The organism is Arthrobacter sp. P1_D4 (assembly GCF_056406115.1).
In genome coordinates this window covers 92,549-108,271 of record NZ_JBFUAU010000016.1, presented here as the reverse complement: position 1 = coordinate 108,271, position 15,723 = coordinate 92,549, and the positions used below count along the sequence as shown (strand labels likewise).

Here is a 15,723-nt window from a genome sequence, read left to right as displayed (position 1 = left end):
CGACCATCGTCGCTGCACACCATGATCATGTTTCACGTGAAACGGACTGGGAACCCTGAAAGGACGTTCAGGGCCGTTGTCACGACAACAGCTCGCCCAAGAATCTGGCGACACGAACGGGCTGCAATCAGTCACTAATCCACAAAGTTATCCACAGCAATATCCACCGCTCTATCCACCGCCCCATCCACCGGCCGCTGGCTAAAATCCGAGCCGGGAACGGCCACACGAATCCCACCTGGATGCACCTTTGACCTGCAGTGAAGTGCTCTCCGGACGTGTCATACCAAGGGGGCCGGGAACTGCAAATCCATGTGGGGCGAACCAAACCCGTCGCGCGCCGAGACCGCCAGCGTGCCATTGCATCGCCCGACGCGCCGCCCGAAGCCAGCTTGTCCCACAGCGCCAGGCGGACCTCAAGAGAACCAGGGGAGCGGAGCCACTGGCCCAAGGAACCCTCCCGTCACACGTCCAGGGGATCGTTTTGCCGGGCCAAGATCCGACGACGGCACCCGCTCAATCGACGGGCTTTGCCGGGCAGCTCACATACTCTGAGCTCGGAGACCTTGGCGGGCCTCACGCCCTCGCAGGGCCTGTCTGGCCGATCATCTTTGCACGCCGGTCCGCGGGCCCGCTGTGTCCGTTGGCCGATGCAGACACGAAGAGGCTCGTCGACCGTGTGTTTGCCATGCGTTGTTTGCATTGGGACAGCACTGGTCCTGTTCCGACTGAAGCATTGCCGGTCAACTTGGGGATTCGCATGAGGGAGGCGCCGGACTGCAAAAAGCGGTCGGCCCGGTCGTGCCGGCACAGTTGACACGCGCAAGCACAAGTCCCGAACCCAATCAGACTGGCCCGGATGTCTGCCTTCCCTTCTTTGCGGTTTGAATCCCTCCGGTTGCTGCACCAACTTACGGGTCCGGCGCGGTCAGCGGATTGGATCCTAAAGGCAACTGCGCCCTGATGCCCGGGGGCGACGAACCTGGCCGCCCGAAACACGCTGGTCCGGGGGAGCGGACCCGGCCCGGGTAGCCGTGTAGTTGGACATGCAGCAGCTCGGCAGCTTCCCTCTGGTGTCGGCTGGATGCCCACACAAGAACCACCCCGACAGTTCCGGCCAGGCTGAATCCGCAGGGAAGGCGTGATTGACGCCTGGGACTGATCGGTACGACCCCGGCCCTACTTCACGTGGGCTCCGCTTCCCTTCTCGCGGGTGCGTCGCGTGGCCTGAGCTCCTGCTGGAGGACTCCTTCCAACCACTCTGCAGCAGGGTCAGCCGATGTGCAGCAGTACAGGACCTGCGCTGCACTCTCATCAAGCGGGTACCGGCAAGCCGGCAGGCGCCGGCAGCGGCAAAGTGTGGGGGGCCCCAGGTGTCCGGTGCGCGATTCCGGATGAGGGGTGCCGTGTCCGGGGTGCCGGGAAAGCCCCACACAGGGCCATCTCGGCCATTGGATAAGGCGTCCGGCTCGCCGGAGGAAGCTGAAGAATGCGACAGGAACAGCACGCCCGCCGGGGCCCTCAGGGAGATCAGGCATGCCTCGCACACCGGCATGCCACATGGCGCATGGTTACGGCTGGATGCGGCGACGGGACTGCAGCAGTACGTTGGCGGTCATGGCACCCGGATACCGGGGTGGGGAGGATGCGTGTCAGGGCCCCGGTTCCGGTTGCCCGGGTCCCGGCAAACTGACGGGCACAATCAGTACTGAATGCCGAACCTAGGACGCGGGGGCAACCCAGTGAAAGGGGGGTGAACAGCAAACCGGCGGGGGAGTCGAAGGACGCAGACATCCGCAAAAGGGAGGCAACTCCGGTCAGCTTCCGCTGTCACAGTCCCACAAGAGGCCTCTGCCCGCGCGATCGAGACCACCTACTTTCTGCGGCACCGACGCCAGATCACCCTCCCTAACACGGCCCGCGTCCATTCCCGCGCCAAGGTCGGCGTCCGGCCTGCACCGTCGCCCTCGTCCCGATCTGCACGCCAAGCTCGGCGTCCAGGTCTGCACCGTCGCCCTTGTCCCGACCTTCGTCCACGCCCGCATCGATACCTCTGTCCAGGGTTCGTTTCGAGGCGCGTGTCGGACGCCTACTTCAACCGTAACCACCGGAACGGCCTACAAATCCATCGCCGAACCCGACGAAGCACGTAGCTGACCAGCCTGCCGGCCTCTGCACGAACTCAGGGTTCACCCACTTCAATTTTCCTTCACGGAGGGTGCCTTCACGGCCCGTGATCGTAAGCAGCGGGAGAGTGCCGCGGGCCTCTGCCAGGAGCGGACAGTGCCGCATCAGGGCATCTCAAGGCGTGCAAGGCTTCAGCTGCGCTCCAGTCGGCTTCGCCTTCCCTCAGTCAACCACGCGGCCACACAACGCAGCAGCGGCGCCGTATGGCACTTTCAGCCGCGCACAGGAGCGGGTGACCCCGCAGAGACTGGCAACGGTACAACAGTCGCTCCGAGGTTCGGCTGTGGCTGCGGCGAGCTTGCACCGCCGCCAAGCAGCAGCCGCGCCGTAGTGAGTCGCTTCCCCTGCTTCGCACCGGCATGGATGAATGTGGTCGCATAGCGCACCCGCGGCCGGCCCGGCCGCCAGGAAAAGGTGGGCCATAGCTGCGGGCCGACCCCCTTCAAGGGGAGGCTGAACCGTCATGACGCAGACGGTGGACCCTTGGTCGAAACGACGGCATTCGCTCGGCATCCCAGTCCACCGGCATTGCCATGACCATGGACGGGGACGGGGACGCAGTCCAGCTGCCGGAGTGACGACAGCGCATCGGTCTCCAGCCGGTGGCCGGATTCTTCTGCCCTTTTGCGTCCTCACCTGGGCGACCAGCCAGCAAGGCGTTCGATGGGGCAAGGCGCAGATTCGCGGCCCCGTTTCACGTGAAACATTGATGGACCGCTCCCTCTCAGCTGTTCATCGAGCTCTGGAAGGTGGCGAAGATGGCTGTCGCTGAAAAGCGCGATCGCAGCGGCATCGACAGGGAGGGGCCCCTTCCGCATAAAGGAGAACTGTATGTACAGCCGCCATTTCACTCGGCGTAGCCGTTCCATGGAATCAGAAGCTCCACCCACGAAGCGCAACAGAGTGGACGGTACGGCCACCGGAAGCCCATCGACTCCACAACAGGATGCTCAGCAGGAAGCTCCGTCCCAGTCTGGGACATCCGCCTGCCCAGCACCAGCCCGTCGTTCCGCACGTGTGCCTCAGTCTCGCCGAAGTAGATCCGGCGATACTGACAATTTCCACAGAAGGACCACGGCGCTGCGTCGGCCCCACTCCCGCAGCCGCGAACACGACAGCGCCGAACCCGACACCACCGAATCCGCCGGCACCGAATTGGCCGGCACCGGCAGCATCGGTAGAGACAAAAAAGGGAGGGTCTGTTTCACGTGAAACAGACCCTCCCGGAGAACTCAGCGAGTCGCGACCTAGCTTGGCGCCCCCGGCGTGAGGACATCCATGATGCGGTTCAGGTCCTCAACGCTGGCGAACTCAATGCTGACACGCCCCTTGCGGGCACCAAGCGAAATCTTGACATTAGTATCGAGGCGGTCAGACAGCGACGACGCCAGGTAGTCCAGTCGCTCGTGGCGCGCTCCCGCCCGCGGGATGTTGTTCTTGGCCGGCGAGGCGGGGCTCTGATACAGGGTCACGGCTTCTTCGGTCGCTCGGACCGACATGCCCTCTGAAACAATCTTCTGCGCCAGGCGTTCCATGGCCGCGGCGTCAGGAAGTGCCAGGAGTGCTCGGGCATGCCCTGCGGAGATGACATTTGCCGCGACCCGGCGCTGCACCAGCGGGGGCAGCTTCAGCAGGCGCAGGGTGTTGGAAACCTGGGGCCGCGAACGCCCGATCCGGTCCGCCAGCTGCTCGTGCGTGGTGCCGAAGTCCTCGAGCAGCTGCTGGTAGGCCGCCGCCTCTTCGAGCGGATTCAGCTGGCTGCGGTGCAGGTTCTCCAGCAGCGCGTCGCGAAGGAGGTCGTCATCGGTGGTGTCACGGACAATCGCCGGGATAGTTTCCAGGCCCGCGGCCTGTACTGCACGCCATCGTCGCTCACCCATGACGAGCTCATAGGGTTCGCCACCCTCTTCGGTTGAGGTACGGACTACAATTGGCTGGAGGACGCCAATTTCCCGCACGGAGTGCACCAGCTCCGCCATGTCATCTTCATCGAAGACCGAGCGGGGTTGCTTGCGGTTGGGGTGGATGTCAGTAACCGGGATTTCGGCAAACCTGACGCCGGGCACCTCGACGAGGTCAACAGTACCCTCGTCGCCGTGCTCGGGCGAGGAATCAAACGTCAGCTGTTCGCCGGCGTCGGACGCAGTCGCCTTGGCAGCAGCGGGGGCCGGCTTGGAAGCAGCCGACTTTCGGGCGGGAGCTTTCTTGGTGACGGCGGCAGCAGCGCTGCCGGTTTCAGTGGTGTCAACCGTGAGATCAACGGAATCGTCAGCCTTGAACGGTGTGGACTTCGGCTCCTTGTCCCGTGCGGCAGTGGCGTCCGGGTGCGGCTCGGCGTCGGAGGTCTTTTTTCGGGCTTCAGGGAAGAAGAGGTCCACGGGCCGGGATGGGGCAGCGCCGTTTCCGGAGGCGTTTGCCGCGGCGGAACTTGGAATGAGTGCGCCAAGTCCACGGCCGAGGCCGCGTCGCTTATCGCTCATGGATAAATCCCTCCAGTGGAAGAGCCGGGATTCACCTGGCTCTGGTTAGTGCAATTCTTGAAAGATTCTAACGTTCCGCGATTTCCGCGGCGGCTTCCAGGTAGGACAGGGCACCGCTGGAAGAAGGATCATACGTCATGACAGTCTGCTGGTAGCTCGGCGCCTCGGAAATACGGACCGACCTCGGCACCACAGCGCCGAGCACCTGCTTCGGGAAGTGCTCCCGGACCTCGGCTGCCACCTGGGCGGCGAGGTTGGTGCGGCCGTCATACATGGTCAGCAAAATAGTGGAAACAACCAGGTCAGCGTTCAGGTGCTTCTGGATCATCTCGATGTTCTTCAGGAGCTGGCTGAGGCCTTCGAGGGCGTAGTACTCGCACTGGATCGGGATAAGGACTTCGCCTGCCGCACAGAACGCATTTACCGTCAGGAGCCCGAGGCTCGGCGGGCAGTCGATGAAGATGTAGTCCAGCCGCTCCTCGCCATTCTTGGCGCGCTCCTTGGAGTACACATCGATTGCGCGGCGCAACCGCTGCTCGCGGGCCACCAGGCTAACGAGTTCAATTTCGGCACCGGCAAGGTGGATGGTGGCGGGCGCACAGATCAGGTTGTCGATGTCGGGGCACGGGGCCACGACGTCCTTCAGCGGGACATCATTGATCAGCACATCGTAGATGCTGTCGACATCGGCGTGGTGCTCGATTCCCAGGGCGGTGGAAGCGTTGCCCTGGGGATCGATGTCGATGACGAGCACGTTCAGGCCAGCGGCCGCCAGCGCGGCGGCGATGTTCACGGTCGTCGTGGTCTTGCCGACGCCGCCCTTCTGGTTGGAAACGGTGAAGATCCGGGTTTTTTCCGGTTTGGGGAGCTGCCGGCCGAGCAACCGCTCGCGGCGCTTGTTTTCGTGCGCGAGTTCGCGGGCGATGGGACTGGAATCATCGATGGAATCCAGCACGTTCCCCGTGTGCGGAAGGGATGTTTCACGTGAAACACCGGCCATCCCGGTCGTCTTCGCAACCGAAGCCGTGTGATTTCCGGAGTAGTCAAAAGCTACTGCAGGAGCCGTAAACGCCCGTGCGGACCCCAGGGACACAAACGGCGGGATCCGTTGTGTGGAGGCTTCGCTACTGCTCACTATGACACGCTCACTCTCATTCGGCTCTTACTGCCGGTTACTAGCCTAACCTCTTCCCCTCAGACTCCCCGGGCACCGGGGCCGGTGCTAGGTAATCTTTTGAGGCTTATTCACTACGATTCGCACAACGGTGGTGGGTTCCTCAAGCAGGTCCTCGCCCACCACCACCACGGACGTCTGAATGCCGCCCAGTTTGCGGATAACCTTGGCGGCTTTTTCGATTTCCTCGCCGGCGCTGCGTCCCTTGATGGCGACGACTTCGCCCTTGCCGGCCAGGAGCGGAATGGTCAGCCCGGCGAGATTGGAAAGCGCGGATACGGCGCGGGCAGTCACGACGTCGGCGTTCACGAGTCCCACTGCGAGTTCCGCGCGGGTGCGCATGATCGTGACGTTCTCGAGGCCAAGATCATCCACTACCTCCTGGAGCCAGATGACGCGGCGCTCCAGTGGTTCGATCAGCGTCAGTTCCAGATCCGGCCGCGCAATGGCCAGGCACAGGCCAGGCAGGCCGGCGCCGCTGCCGACGTCGGCGACATGGCTTCCATGGGCAATCTGGCTCTCGATGACGGCGCAGTTAAGCACGTGCCGGCTCCAAAGCCGGGGCACCTCGCGGGGCCCGATCAGGCCCCGTTCGGTCCCGGACGTCGCCAGGTGCTCGACATAGCGTTTCGCCAGTTCCAGGCGGTCGCCGAAGATGGACTCTGCTGCCTTGAGTTCCGGGGCGGTAATTTCAACCATCAAGCTAGTCAACGGTTCAGTCTGCGGAGACAACGATGTGCCGGTCGGCGCCTTCGCCTTCGGACTCGCTCACGAGTCCCAAATCAGCGACGGCGTCGTGCACGATCTTGCGCTCGTAGGCGCTCATCGGAGCCAGGGCAACTGCCTCACCGGAATCCTTCACAGCAGCGACGGCGTCTTCAGCGATCTTCTGCAGGTCGCCGGCACGCTCGGCACGGTAGCCGTTGATGTCCAGCACCAGCCGGGAGCGGTTCTCCGTCGCGGAGAGGACCGCGAGCCGCGTGAGCTCCTGGAGGGCCTCAAGGACTTCGCCGTCACGGCCCACCAGGCTGTCCAGCCCGGCGGCTTCCTCTTCGGCGACGATCGAGATGTACGTGCGGCCGTTGCGGACCTCGATGTCGATGTCGCCATCAATGTCCGCTATATCCAGCAGTTCCTCGAGGTAGTCCGCAGCGACGTCGCCTTCTTCTTCGAGGCGGCTGGCGGAAACACTCTTGCCGGTGCCGGCGTCCGCACCCTGTGACGAGTCGTCGGCCGCGCTCAGGGCGTCGTCCCGGTCCTCGTCAAACTCGGCGGAAATAGCGTGTTCGGTGCTCTCGGCGGACATTACTTCCTCTTCCTGTTCTTACGTTGCGGCTGGACGCGCTGGGTCTTGGCTTCGACGGCGGCCGCGGCGGAGGCTTCGGCTGCCTCGGCGTCGACCTTCTTGCCGCCCAAAAGGGGCAGGGCGGGCAGGCCCTTGGCTGCCCGGCGCTCAGCGAGAGCCTTGGCCGCCGGAGATCCCGGCGTAGGCATCCGGCGGATCACGAAGAACTGCTGTCCCATCGTCCACAGGTTTGTGGTGGTCCAGTAGATCAGGACGCCGATGGGGAAGTTAATACCGCCCACACCGAAGACGACCGGCAGGATGTAGAGCATCATTTTCTGCTGGCGCATGAACGGGCTGGCCAGGGCCTCTTCGGACATGTTCTTGGCCATAATCTGCTTTTGCGTGATGAACTGCGAGGCCGTCATGGCCAGGATCATCACGATGGAGAGGATCCATACCGACATCTGGTTCCCGCCGCCGCCGTGGAGCAGGGAGGCGGAGAGCGGGGCACCGAAGATGGTGGATTCATCGAACTGCTTGACCTGTTCGGCGCTCATCGCGCCGATGCCATGCCCGCTGGATTTGGCCGAGCTGATGCCGGAGAGCACCTGGAAGAGCGCGAAGAAGAAGGGCATCTGGATCAGCATGGGCAGGCAGGCGGAGAACGGGTTGGTGCCGTGCTTCTTGTACAGCGCCATCTGTTCCTGCGCCATGGCCTGGCGGGAGAGCTGGTCCGTCTTGCCCTTGTACTTGTCCTGCATTTTCTTCAGGTCCGGCTGCAGCAGCTGCATCCCGCGCTGGGCCTTGATCTGCTTGACGAAGACGGGAATCAGGGCGGCGCGGATGACCAGCACCAGCCCGATGATGGCCAGGGTCCAGGTCCAGCCGCTGGCCGCCGACATGCCGATGGCGCTGAGTCCGTCATGGAAGCCGACCATGATGGCTGAGACCAGCCATTTGAACGGGGCCAAAATTGTTTCAAAGATGTCCATACGATTCCCTATTCGTCAGGCCGCAGAGCGGCCTTCTCCATCAGGCTGAGCAGCCAGGTAGATATCCGGATTGTTCAGCACAACAATTGTGGGGGTGCGGCCCGCCGGCCATTCCCGATGCCCGGCGGGGACATGGTCCACACCGCCGGGATTCCATGGATGGCAGCGCAACAGGCGCCTCGCTGCGAGCCAGCTTCCTTTCACCGCGCCGTGGACGGTGATCGCTTCAAGGGCATAGGCCGAGCAGCTGGGGAAAAAGCGGCATACCTGGCCGTAGAGCGGTGAGATCACCTTGCGGTACGCCAGGAGCAACAGGATGAGGACATTGCGCGGCAAGTTCCAGACTGCCCGGGCCAACCATGCTGCTGCGGATTTTGCAGGAGGGACGTCGGCGGCAGTTGAGTTACGCACGCGGGGTCCCTTCCTGTGTCGTCTCGTTAGAACCTCGTGAAGCAGCCTGCGAAAGGCGGTTGCCCAGCCTTTTCATGGTCGTCTCCAAAGCGGCGTCATAGTCGGCGAGCAGCTGGTCCCAGCTGGCTCCCGCCGCGGCGGGCAGGGCCCGGACCACAATGGCGAACCCGCTGCCGTATTTCTGCAACGACAAAGCACCGGCTTCTCTCAGTCTCCTCTTAACGAGGTTCCTGACAACAGCGTTCCCGACACTCTTGGAAACGATGAATCCGATCCGGCTTGGTTCATCGGCAGCGAGAGCTGCCGCATATAACACTACGTTCCGGCGTCCATTGCGGACACCGGAACGTACAGTTGTTGAAAAATCGGTTGATGTCCGCAGACGGTTCCTGGTGGCTAGCACCGTTCAACTCGCACAGGGATATGGACCGACGAGTCAGTTATTTAGGCCGACAGTTCGGTGCGGCCCTTGCCACGACGGGCTGCCAGGATGGCACGGCCGGCACGGGTACGCATACGAAGGCGGAAGCCGTGCTTCTTGGCTCGACGGCGGTTATTCGGCTGAAAAGTCCGCTTGCTCACGTTAGTTACTCCAGTGGATCAAAGGTGCGCCCACCCGATCAAGGGGAAGAACTGGCCGACGCTAAGTTTTGGTATGTGCCGCTTCCCTCGTATCTCACACGACGCGGGGCGTCAGGAAAGATGCAGATGAGGCGAAAAGCGTACACATGGGACTTCACAACGTTAGGGCTTGCCAACCTCCCGAGTCAAACCGGGGACCGCTCCGCAGGCTATCCCCAGCTGTGGCTAACTGCTCCCGCAGCCTGTGGATGAAGTGCGTCACCCGCCCCATTTCAGAACCACAACGGTGTAATTATCCACAGGACTGAACCCAGCTATCTTCTGGCGTTTTCATCCCCTACAGTGTCTCAGTAACCCCTTATCCACGGACTGTGCATAACCCTGTGGATTGAGCCGGCCGGTGGACAGCTCCGGACCGCGTGGATGCACGTAATGCAGGCCAGCAAGTTTGAGGAACTGATTGATGACAGTAGACGAAGCCAACCAAGCCAACACTGTCGGAAGTTCCTGGCGGCGGGTAGTGAGCCTCCTGGAGAACGACCACCGTGTCTCTCCCCGGCAGCGCGGCTTCGTCATCCTCGCCCAAGCGCAGGGGCTCATCGGTTCCACCCTGCTGGTGGCAGTTCCGAATGAGCTCACCCGCGAAGTGCTGCAGACCCAGGTCAAGGAAGCCCTTGACGACGCGCTCCGCAGCGTGTTCTCCGACGAAATCCGCTGCGCGATCGACGTCGACACGGATCTGGTGCCGCTGCACACAGAACCCGAACCCGCCGTCGAACTTTCCCTGGCCGCCGACCCGACCGTGGAGTTGAAGCCGCAGCCGATGCTGCCGAGCACCTCGCACGAATTCGGCCGGCTGAACCCGAAGTACGTCTTCGACACCTTCGTGATCGGTTCCTCCAACCGGTTCGCCCACGCAGCCGCCGTGGCAGTAGCCGAGGCGCCGGCAAAGGCCTACAACCCGCTGTTCATCTACGGCGACTCCGGACTCGGCAAGACCCACCTGCTTCACGCGATCGGCCACTACGCGCGCCGGCTCTACAGCGGGATCCGGGTCCGCTACGTCAATTCCGAGGAATTCACCAACGACTTCATCAACTCCATCCGCGACGATGAAGGCACCAGCTTCAAGACCACGTACCGCAACGTGGATGTGCTGCTGATCGACGACATCCAGTTCCTGGCCGGCAAGGACCGGACGCTGGAGGAGTTCTTCCACACGTTCAACGCCCTGCACAACAACAACAAGCAGGTGGTCATCACCTCGGACCAGCCGCCGAAACTGCTCGCCGGCTTCGAGGACCGGATGAAGTCGCGCTTCGAATGGGGCCTGCTGACCGACATCCAGCCGCCCGAACTCGAGACCCGCATCGCGATCCTCCGGAAGAAGGCCCTCAGCGAGGGCCTTTCCGCACCGGACGATGCGCTCGAATACATCGCCTCCAAGATTTCCAGCAACATCCGCGAACTTGAGGGAGCCCTTATCCGTGTCACGGCGTTCGCCAGCCTGAACCGGCAGCCGGTGGATGTGGCCCTGGCCGAGATGGTGCTCAAGGACCTGATCACCGACGACGGTGCCCAGGAAATCACCTCGGCGCAGATCCTCACCCAGACAGCCGACTACTTCAAGCTCAGCATGGAAGAACTCTGCAGCAAGTCGCGCACCCGCACACTGGTGACCGCCCGGCAGATCGCGATGTACCTGTGCCGGGAGCTGACAGACATGTCCCTGCCCAAGATCGGACAGGAGCTGGGCGGCCGCGACCACACCACCGTGATCCACGCCGACCGCAAGATCCGCGAACTCATGGCCGAGCGCCGGGTCATCTACAACCAGGTGACCGAGCTGACCAACCGGATCAAGCAACAGCAGCGCAATTCCTGAGCCATCGGCCGGCGCACTCTTACCTTATTAACAGGGCCCTGTGGACAACCCTGTGGATAGTTAAGGGGACAACCGCGGTTAATGGGCTTAAAACCCTTAAGGCGCCTGTGGATTGGCCAGTCGGCCAAAAATCTTGTCCCCATCCACACCCTGTTTAAAACCTGCTCCGCCCACAGTCCATGAACAGGGCTTAACCGCGGATTCGCACGGCAGGATCGAGTTATCCACAGTTTCCACAGCAGTTATTAACACTACTAATCCCAAGAAAATGAAATTCCCTCAAACAACAATCTCGTTCCGACCTCCGAGCAGCGCCCAGGCCCGTTCCGGACCGGCGCAGGAGACCGGCCCCGCGAACAACACCGATGTAACCCGGGGATGGGAGAAACGCTCACCTTGGGGCTAAGCTGTCTGCAGTGCGTCCGTCCCGGACATCTTTTGTGGTTCCTACGGGGCCATGGGGCCCGGGTGGGCGGACGATTCCCTTGTTGACGGAATTCGGCGTCCCTGCCGAGGTCCGCCGCAGCTTGAGCAGTTTCAGCGATTTTCAGCACTAACAACAGCAATGAAAGGCGGCACCCTTCCGTGAAGTTCAGAGTCGAACGGGACGTCCTGGCAGAAGCCGTGACATGGACCGCCCGGTCGTTGTCTCCGCGGCCGCCCGTTCCCGTACTTTCGGGCCTGCTCCTGAAGGCTGAAGCCGGTACCGTCAGCCTGTCGAGTTTCGACTACGAGACCTCCGCAAGGCTCGAAATCCCCGCTGACATCAGCGCCGAGGGCACCATCCTGGTATCGGGACGCCTGCTCGCGGACATCTGCCGCAGCCTGCCGTCCGCCCCCGTCGAGGTCGAAATCGACGGCAACAAAGTGACGCTCACCTGCCGCCGAAGCAGCTTCCACCTGGCCACGATGCCCGAGGCCGAATACCCGCCGCTGCCGGCCCTGCCGACGATCAGCGGCACCGTGCCCGGCGATTCGTTCGCCCAGGCCGTATCCCAGGTGATCATCGCGGCCAGCAAGGACGACACCCTGCCGATCCTGACCGGCGTGCGGATGGAAATCGAGGACGACCTCATCACCCTCCTGGCCACCGACCGCTACCGCCTGGCGATGCGTGAAGTCCCGTGGAAGCCTGCGACGCCGGGCATCTCCACGAGCGCTCTGGTCAAGGCCAAGACCCTCAACGAAGTGGCGAAGACCCTGGGCAGCAGCGGCGACATCAACATCGCCCTCGCCGACGACGACAGCCGGCTGATCGGCTTCGAGAGCGGCGGCCGGACCACCACCTCACTCCTGGTCGACGGCGACTACCCGAAGATCCGTTCGCTCTTCCCGGATTCGACCCCCATCCACGCCACCGTACAGACCCAGGAACTGGTCGAAGCCGTGCGCCGCGTCTCGCTCGTGGCCGAACGCAACACGCCTGTCCGGCTCGCTTTCACCCAGGGCCAGCTGCACCTGGACGCCGGCACCGGCGAGGACGCCCAAGCCTCCGAGGAGCTCGAAGCCCAGCTGTCCGGTGAAGACATCACCGTGGCCTTCAACCCGCACTACCTGATCGAGGGCCTGAGCGTCATCGAAACCAAGTTCGTGCGCTTCTCCTTCACCACCGCCCCCAAGCCGGCCATGATCACGGCCCAGCAGGACGCCGAGGGCGAGGACCAGGGCGACTACCGCTACCTCGTCATGCCCGTCCGGCTGCCCAACTAGCCCGTCACTGCCGTGCCCCGGACCTCGGGAGCACGGCACCTGCGGGCCATCACGGCCGTCCCCAACGAAGCACCCCAGCGCAGAAAAGAGTTCATCCCCGTGCACATCGGACTAATCGGCCTTGGAAAAATGGGCTTCAACATGCGTGAACGGCTGCGCAAGGGCGGGATCGAGGTCACCGGGTTTGACCGCAACCCCGACGTTGCCGACGTCACCACCCTGGACGAACTCATCGCCGCCGTCCCGGCGCCGCGCCTGATCTGGGTCATGGTCCCCTCGGGCGAGATTACCGACGCCGTGATCACCGAACTGGGCACCAAGCTCGACGCCGGTGACCTCGTGATCGACGGCGGCAACTCCCGGTTCACCGAAGACCAGAAGCACGGTGCCGCGCTGGCCGAAAAGGGAATCCGCTTTGCGGACTGCGGCGTGTCCGGCGGGGTCTGGGGCCTCCAGAACGGTTACGGCCTGATGGCGGGCGGCGATGCCGCGGACATCGAACGGGCACTCCCCGTCTTCGATGCGCTCCGTCCCGAAGGTGAGCGGGCCGACAGCTTTGTGCACGTCGGCGGCGTCGGCGCCGGCCACTACGCCAAAATGGTCCACAACGGGATCGAATATGGCCTGATGCAGGCTTACGCAGAGGGGTACGAGCTCCTGGCCGCCAAGGAGATCGTCGCCGATCTTCCCGGGACATTCCGGGCCTGGCAGAAGGGGACGGTTGTCCGCTCCTGGCTCCTGGACCTCATGGTCAAGGCCCTTGACGAGGATCCCGGACTGGAATCGATCTCCGACTACGTCGAGGATTCGGGCGAAGGCCGCTGGACCGTCGAGGAGGCCATTGCCAACGCGGTGCCGGCCCCGGCGATCACGGCTGCTTTGTTCGCCAGGTTCTCTTCCCGCGAGGACAATTCGCCGGCCATGAAGATGGTCTCGGCGCTGCGCCACCAGTTCGGCGGCCACGCGACCCGGCCGGCCAAATAATCCTGCCCCGGCCACTTGATCCTGCCTGTGAAGTACTGAATCCCGCGTGTACCTAGAAAAACTCTCGCTCACCGATTTCCGCAGCTATGCCCAGGTCGATCTCAGCCTTGAGCCCGGAGTCACCGTCCTGGTGGGTTCCAACGGCATCGGCAAGACCAATCTGATGGAAGCGATCGGGTATCTGGCCACGCTCACCTCGCACCGGGTCAGTACGGACGCGCCGCTGTTGCGGTTTGGTGCCGAGCGGGCCATGATCCGGGCCAAGCTGGTCCGTGGCGAGCAGTCCACCGTGCTGGAGCTGGAAATCAACGCGGGCCGGGCCAACCGCGGACGGATCAACCGGAGCAACCCGGTCCGTGCCCGGGACCTGCTCGGGATCTGCCAGACGGTGCTCTTCGCGCCGGAGGACCTGGCGCTGGTCAAGGGCGATCCGTCCAGCCGCCGCCGGTTCCTGGATGAGCTCCTGGTCAGCCTCATGCCGCGCCACGCCGCGACCAGGAGCGACTATGACCGGGTCCTGAAGCAGCGCAACGCGCTGCTCAAGTCGGCCCGCGCCGGAAAATTCAGCACGGGCCACGAGGCAACGCTCGATGTCTGGGACCAGCACATGGCCCGGGCCGGGGCTGAGCTGCTGCACGCGCGCCTGGAGCTGGTGGACCGGCTGCAACCGCACCTGAAAAACGCCTACGCGCAGCTGACCGATGGCTCCAAGTTGGCCACTGCGGTGTACCGTTCCACGCTGCAGGACAGCCTGGACGACGACGGCGGCACCTCAAGACCAGCGGATTCCAGACCTGCGGACGGAACTGCTGCCGATGAGGCCGCGCCGGCGGAAGACCTGCGCCTGCTCTCCGTCGAGCAGCTCACCGACCGCTACATCCAGGCCTTCGCCGCAGCCCGGCGCAAGGAACTGGAACGGGGAATCTCGCTGGTCGGGCCACACCGCGACGAACTTGAGCTCGTGCTTGGGTCGGCGCCGGCCAAGGGCTACGCCTCCCACGGGGAAACCTGGTCCATGTGCCTGTCCCTGCGCCTGGCCTCCTACTACGTCATGCTCGACGATGCCCGCACGGGTGGCTCGCCCCCGATCCTGATTCTGGACGATGTCTTTGCCGAACTCGACGTCCAGCGGCGGCGTAAACTGGCGGCAATAGTATCCGGCGCCGAGCAAGTGCTGGTCACTGCCGCCGTCGAGGACGATATCCCGGCGGAGCTGACCGGACGGCGGGTGAAGGTCATCCCGGGAGGAATCGATGAGCAGGAAAATCGATGAATAAGGATACCGACGGCGGCCTGCAGCCCGGCCGTGACCCCGACGATATCGATGCCGCACAGGCCGCCTTGAACCGGATGCGCGACGCCGCCGCGGCCCGGGGCGAAATCCGGCGGGCGGTCCCGCGCTCCGGTGCCGCCAGCCAAAAACCCGCCCGCGCGGCCCGGGGAACCCGCGGGTTCTCCCAATTCCACGGCACCGGCAGGGATCCGCTGGGCCTCGGAAAAGTCGTGGGACGCCTCGTGGCCGAACGCGGCTGGAGCTCGCCGGTGGCCGTCGGGTCCGTCATGGCGCAGTGGGCCGTGCTGGTGGGCCCGGAGATCTCGGCGCACTGCACTCCCGAGAGTTTTACCGACACCACCTTGCATGTGCGGACCGATTCCACGGCTTGGGCAACCCAGCTGCGGCTGCTCAGCAGCAGCCTGCTGGAAAAATTCCGGGCCGAGCTTGGCGACGGCGTTGTCACCAGCATCCAGGTGCTCGGACCCGCCGCCCCGAGCTGGCGCAAGGGACTCCGGACGGTCAACGGCCGGGGCCCCCGCGACACGTACGGTTAGCCCCGGCCCCTGGCGGGCACCGGATCTGAAGCACTTCTTGCAAAAACCCTTGAAAAATCCGCAAGCGGCGTGTAGGGCGCTTGAACCTCCCGGAGTCGTATAGGAACCCTAGGGCTGGACCCCGAAAGCCTTGCAGGGGGAGCCAGCGCCCTCCCAGCGGCACTTTCCCGCCCGTTTGGCGCCCTGGAATGCAGGTTTGG

General features: G+C 63.8%; 13 protein-coding genes. 5 read left to right on the top strand and 8 right to left on the bottom strand.

Annotated elements, in window-relative coordinates:
- Nucleotides 1-3,434 precede the first annotated feature (3,434 nt).
- From AC1D0A_RS16015 to rpmH, 8 genes are all read right to left on the bottom strand, one after another.
- On the bottom strand, nt 3,435-4,667 hold the full coding sequence (locus AC1D0A_RS16015; RefSeq protein WP_476946278.1) for a ParB/RepB/Spo0J family partition protein: 1,233 nt from the start codon (nt 4,665-4,667) through the stop codon (nt 3,435-3,437).
- A 67-nt stretch (nt 4,668-4,734) separates the two neighbouring features.
- Nucleotides 4,735-5,802 carry a ParA family protein gene (locus AC1D0A_RS16010; RefSeq protein ID WP_275450894.1) on the bottom strand — a complete coding sequence of 356 codons (1,068 nt, stop codon included), beginning with the start codon at nt 5,800-5,802 and terminating at the stop codon, nt 4,735-4,737.
- A gap of 87 nt (nt 5,803-5,889) precedes the next feature.
- Complete coding sequence (gene rsmG, locus AC1D0A_RS16005; RefSeq protein ID WP_018775676.1) at nt 5,890-6,540, bottom strand: 16S rRNA (guanine(527)-N(7))-methyltransferase RsmG; 651 nt, start codon at nt 6,538-6,540, stop codon at nt 5,890-5,892.
- Nucleotides 6,541-6,556: 16 nt separating this feature from the next.
- A complete protein-coding gene (locus AC1D0A_RS16000; protein WP_028277976.1) occupies nt 6,557-7,147 on the bottom strand; it encodes a Jag family protein in 591 nt (196 codons plus the stop codon).
- Nucleotides 7,147-8,121 carry a membrane protein insertase YidC gene (yidC, locus tag AC1D0A_RS15995; RefSeq protein ID WP_243178152.1) on the bottom strand — a complete coding sequence of 325 codons (975 nt, stop codon included), beginning with the start codon at nt 8,119-8,121 and terminating at the stop codon, nt 7,147-7,149. Before yidC ends, AC1D0A_RS16000 begins: the two co-directional genes overlap by 1 nt.
- Nucleotides 8,122-8,136: 15 nt before the next feature.
- Nucleotides 8,137-8,532, bottom strand: coding sequence for a membrane protein insertion efficiency factor YidD (gene yidD / locus AC1D0A_RS15990; RefSeq protein ID WP_439954087.1), 396 nt, complete (start codon nt 8,530-8,532; stop codon nt 8,137-8,139).
- Nucleotides 8,525-8,935, bottom strand: a complete 411-nt coding sequence (gene rnpA, locus AC1D0A_RS15985) for a ribonuclease P protein component (RefSeq protein ID WP_028275301.1) — start codon at nt 8,933-8,935, stop codon at nt 8,525-8,527. Before rnpA ends, yidD begins: the two co-directional genes overlap by 8 nt.
- A 41-nt stretch (nt 8,936-8,976) precedes the next feature.
- Entirely contained in the window at nt 8,977-9,114 is a 138-nt protein-coding gene (gene rpmH, locus AC1D0A_RS15980; protein WP_003800212.1) for a 50S ribosomal protein L34, read from the bottom strand.
- Nucleotides 9,115-9,577: 463 nt separating this feature from the next.
- Here rpmH and dnaA point away from each other — a divergent pair, with 463 nt between their 5' ends.
- The 5 genes from dnaA to AC1D0A_RS15955 all read left to right on the top strand — a co-directional run bounded on the left by dnaA (nt 9,578) and on the right by AC1D0A_RS15955 (nt 15,523).
- Entirely contained in the window at nt 9,578-10,999 is a 1,422-nt protein-coding gene (dnaA, locus tag AC1D0A_RS15975) for a chromosomal replication initiator protein DnaA (RefSeq protein WP_018775671.1), read from the top strand.
- A gap of 585 nt (nt 11,000-11,584) precedes the next feature.
- Entirely contained in the window at nt 11,585-12,709 is a 1,125-nt protein-coding gene (dnaN, locus tag AC1D0A_RS15970) for a DNA polymerase III subunit beta (protein WP_476946277.1), read from the top strand.
- A gap of 99 nt (nt 12,710-12,808) precedes the next feature.
- Complete coding sequence (gene gnd / locus AC1D0A_RS15965) at nt 12,809-13,693, top strand: phosphogluconate dehydrogenase (NAD(+)-dependent, decarboxylating) (RefSeq protein ID WP_476946276.1); 885 nt, start codon at nt 12,809-12,811, stop codon at nt 13,691-13,693.
- 46 nt (nt 13,694-13,739) lie between these two features.
- Entirely contained in the window at nt 13,740-14,966 is a 1,227-nt protein-coding gene (gene recF / locus AC1D0A_RS15960; RefSeq protein WP_243178154.1) for a DNA replication/repair protein RecF, read from the top strand.
- A complete protein-coding gene (locus AC1D0A_RS15955; protein ID WP_476946275.1) occupies nt 14,963-15,523 on the top strand; it encodes a DciA family protein in 561 nt (186 codons plus the stop codon). The genes recF and AC1D0A_RS15955 overlap by 4 nt, the downstream gene beginning before the upstream one ends.
- Nucleotides 15,524-15,723 lie beyond the last annotated feature (200 nt).

Coding starts and splice junctions, on each gene's coding strand:
- AC1D0A_RS16015 (WP_476946278.1), bottom strand. CDS start 4,667: ATGAGCGATAAGCGACGCGGCCTCGGCCGTGGACTTGGCGCACTCATT.
- rsmG (WP_018775676.1), bottom strand. CDS start 6,540: ATGGTTGAAATTACCGCCCCGGAACTCAAGGCAGCAGAGTCCATCTTC.
- AC1D0A_RS16000 (WP_028277976.1), bottom strand. CDS start 7,147: ATGTCCGCCGAGAGCACCGAACACGCTATTTCCGCCGAGTTTGACGAG.
- yidC (WP_243178152.1), bottom strand. CDS start 8,121: ATGGACATCTTTGAAACAATTTTGGCCCCGTTCAAATGGCTGGTCTCA.
- dnaA (WP_018775671.1), top strand. CDS start 9,578: ATGACAGTAGACGAAGCCAACCAAGCCAACACTGTCGGAAGTTCCTGG.
- AC1D0A_RS15955 (WP_476946275.1), top strand. CDS start 14,963: ATGAATAAGGATACCGACGGCGGCCTGCAGCCCGGCCGTGACCCCGAC.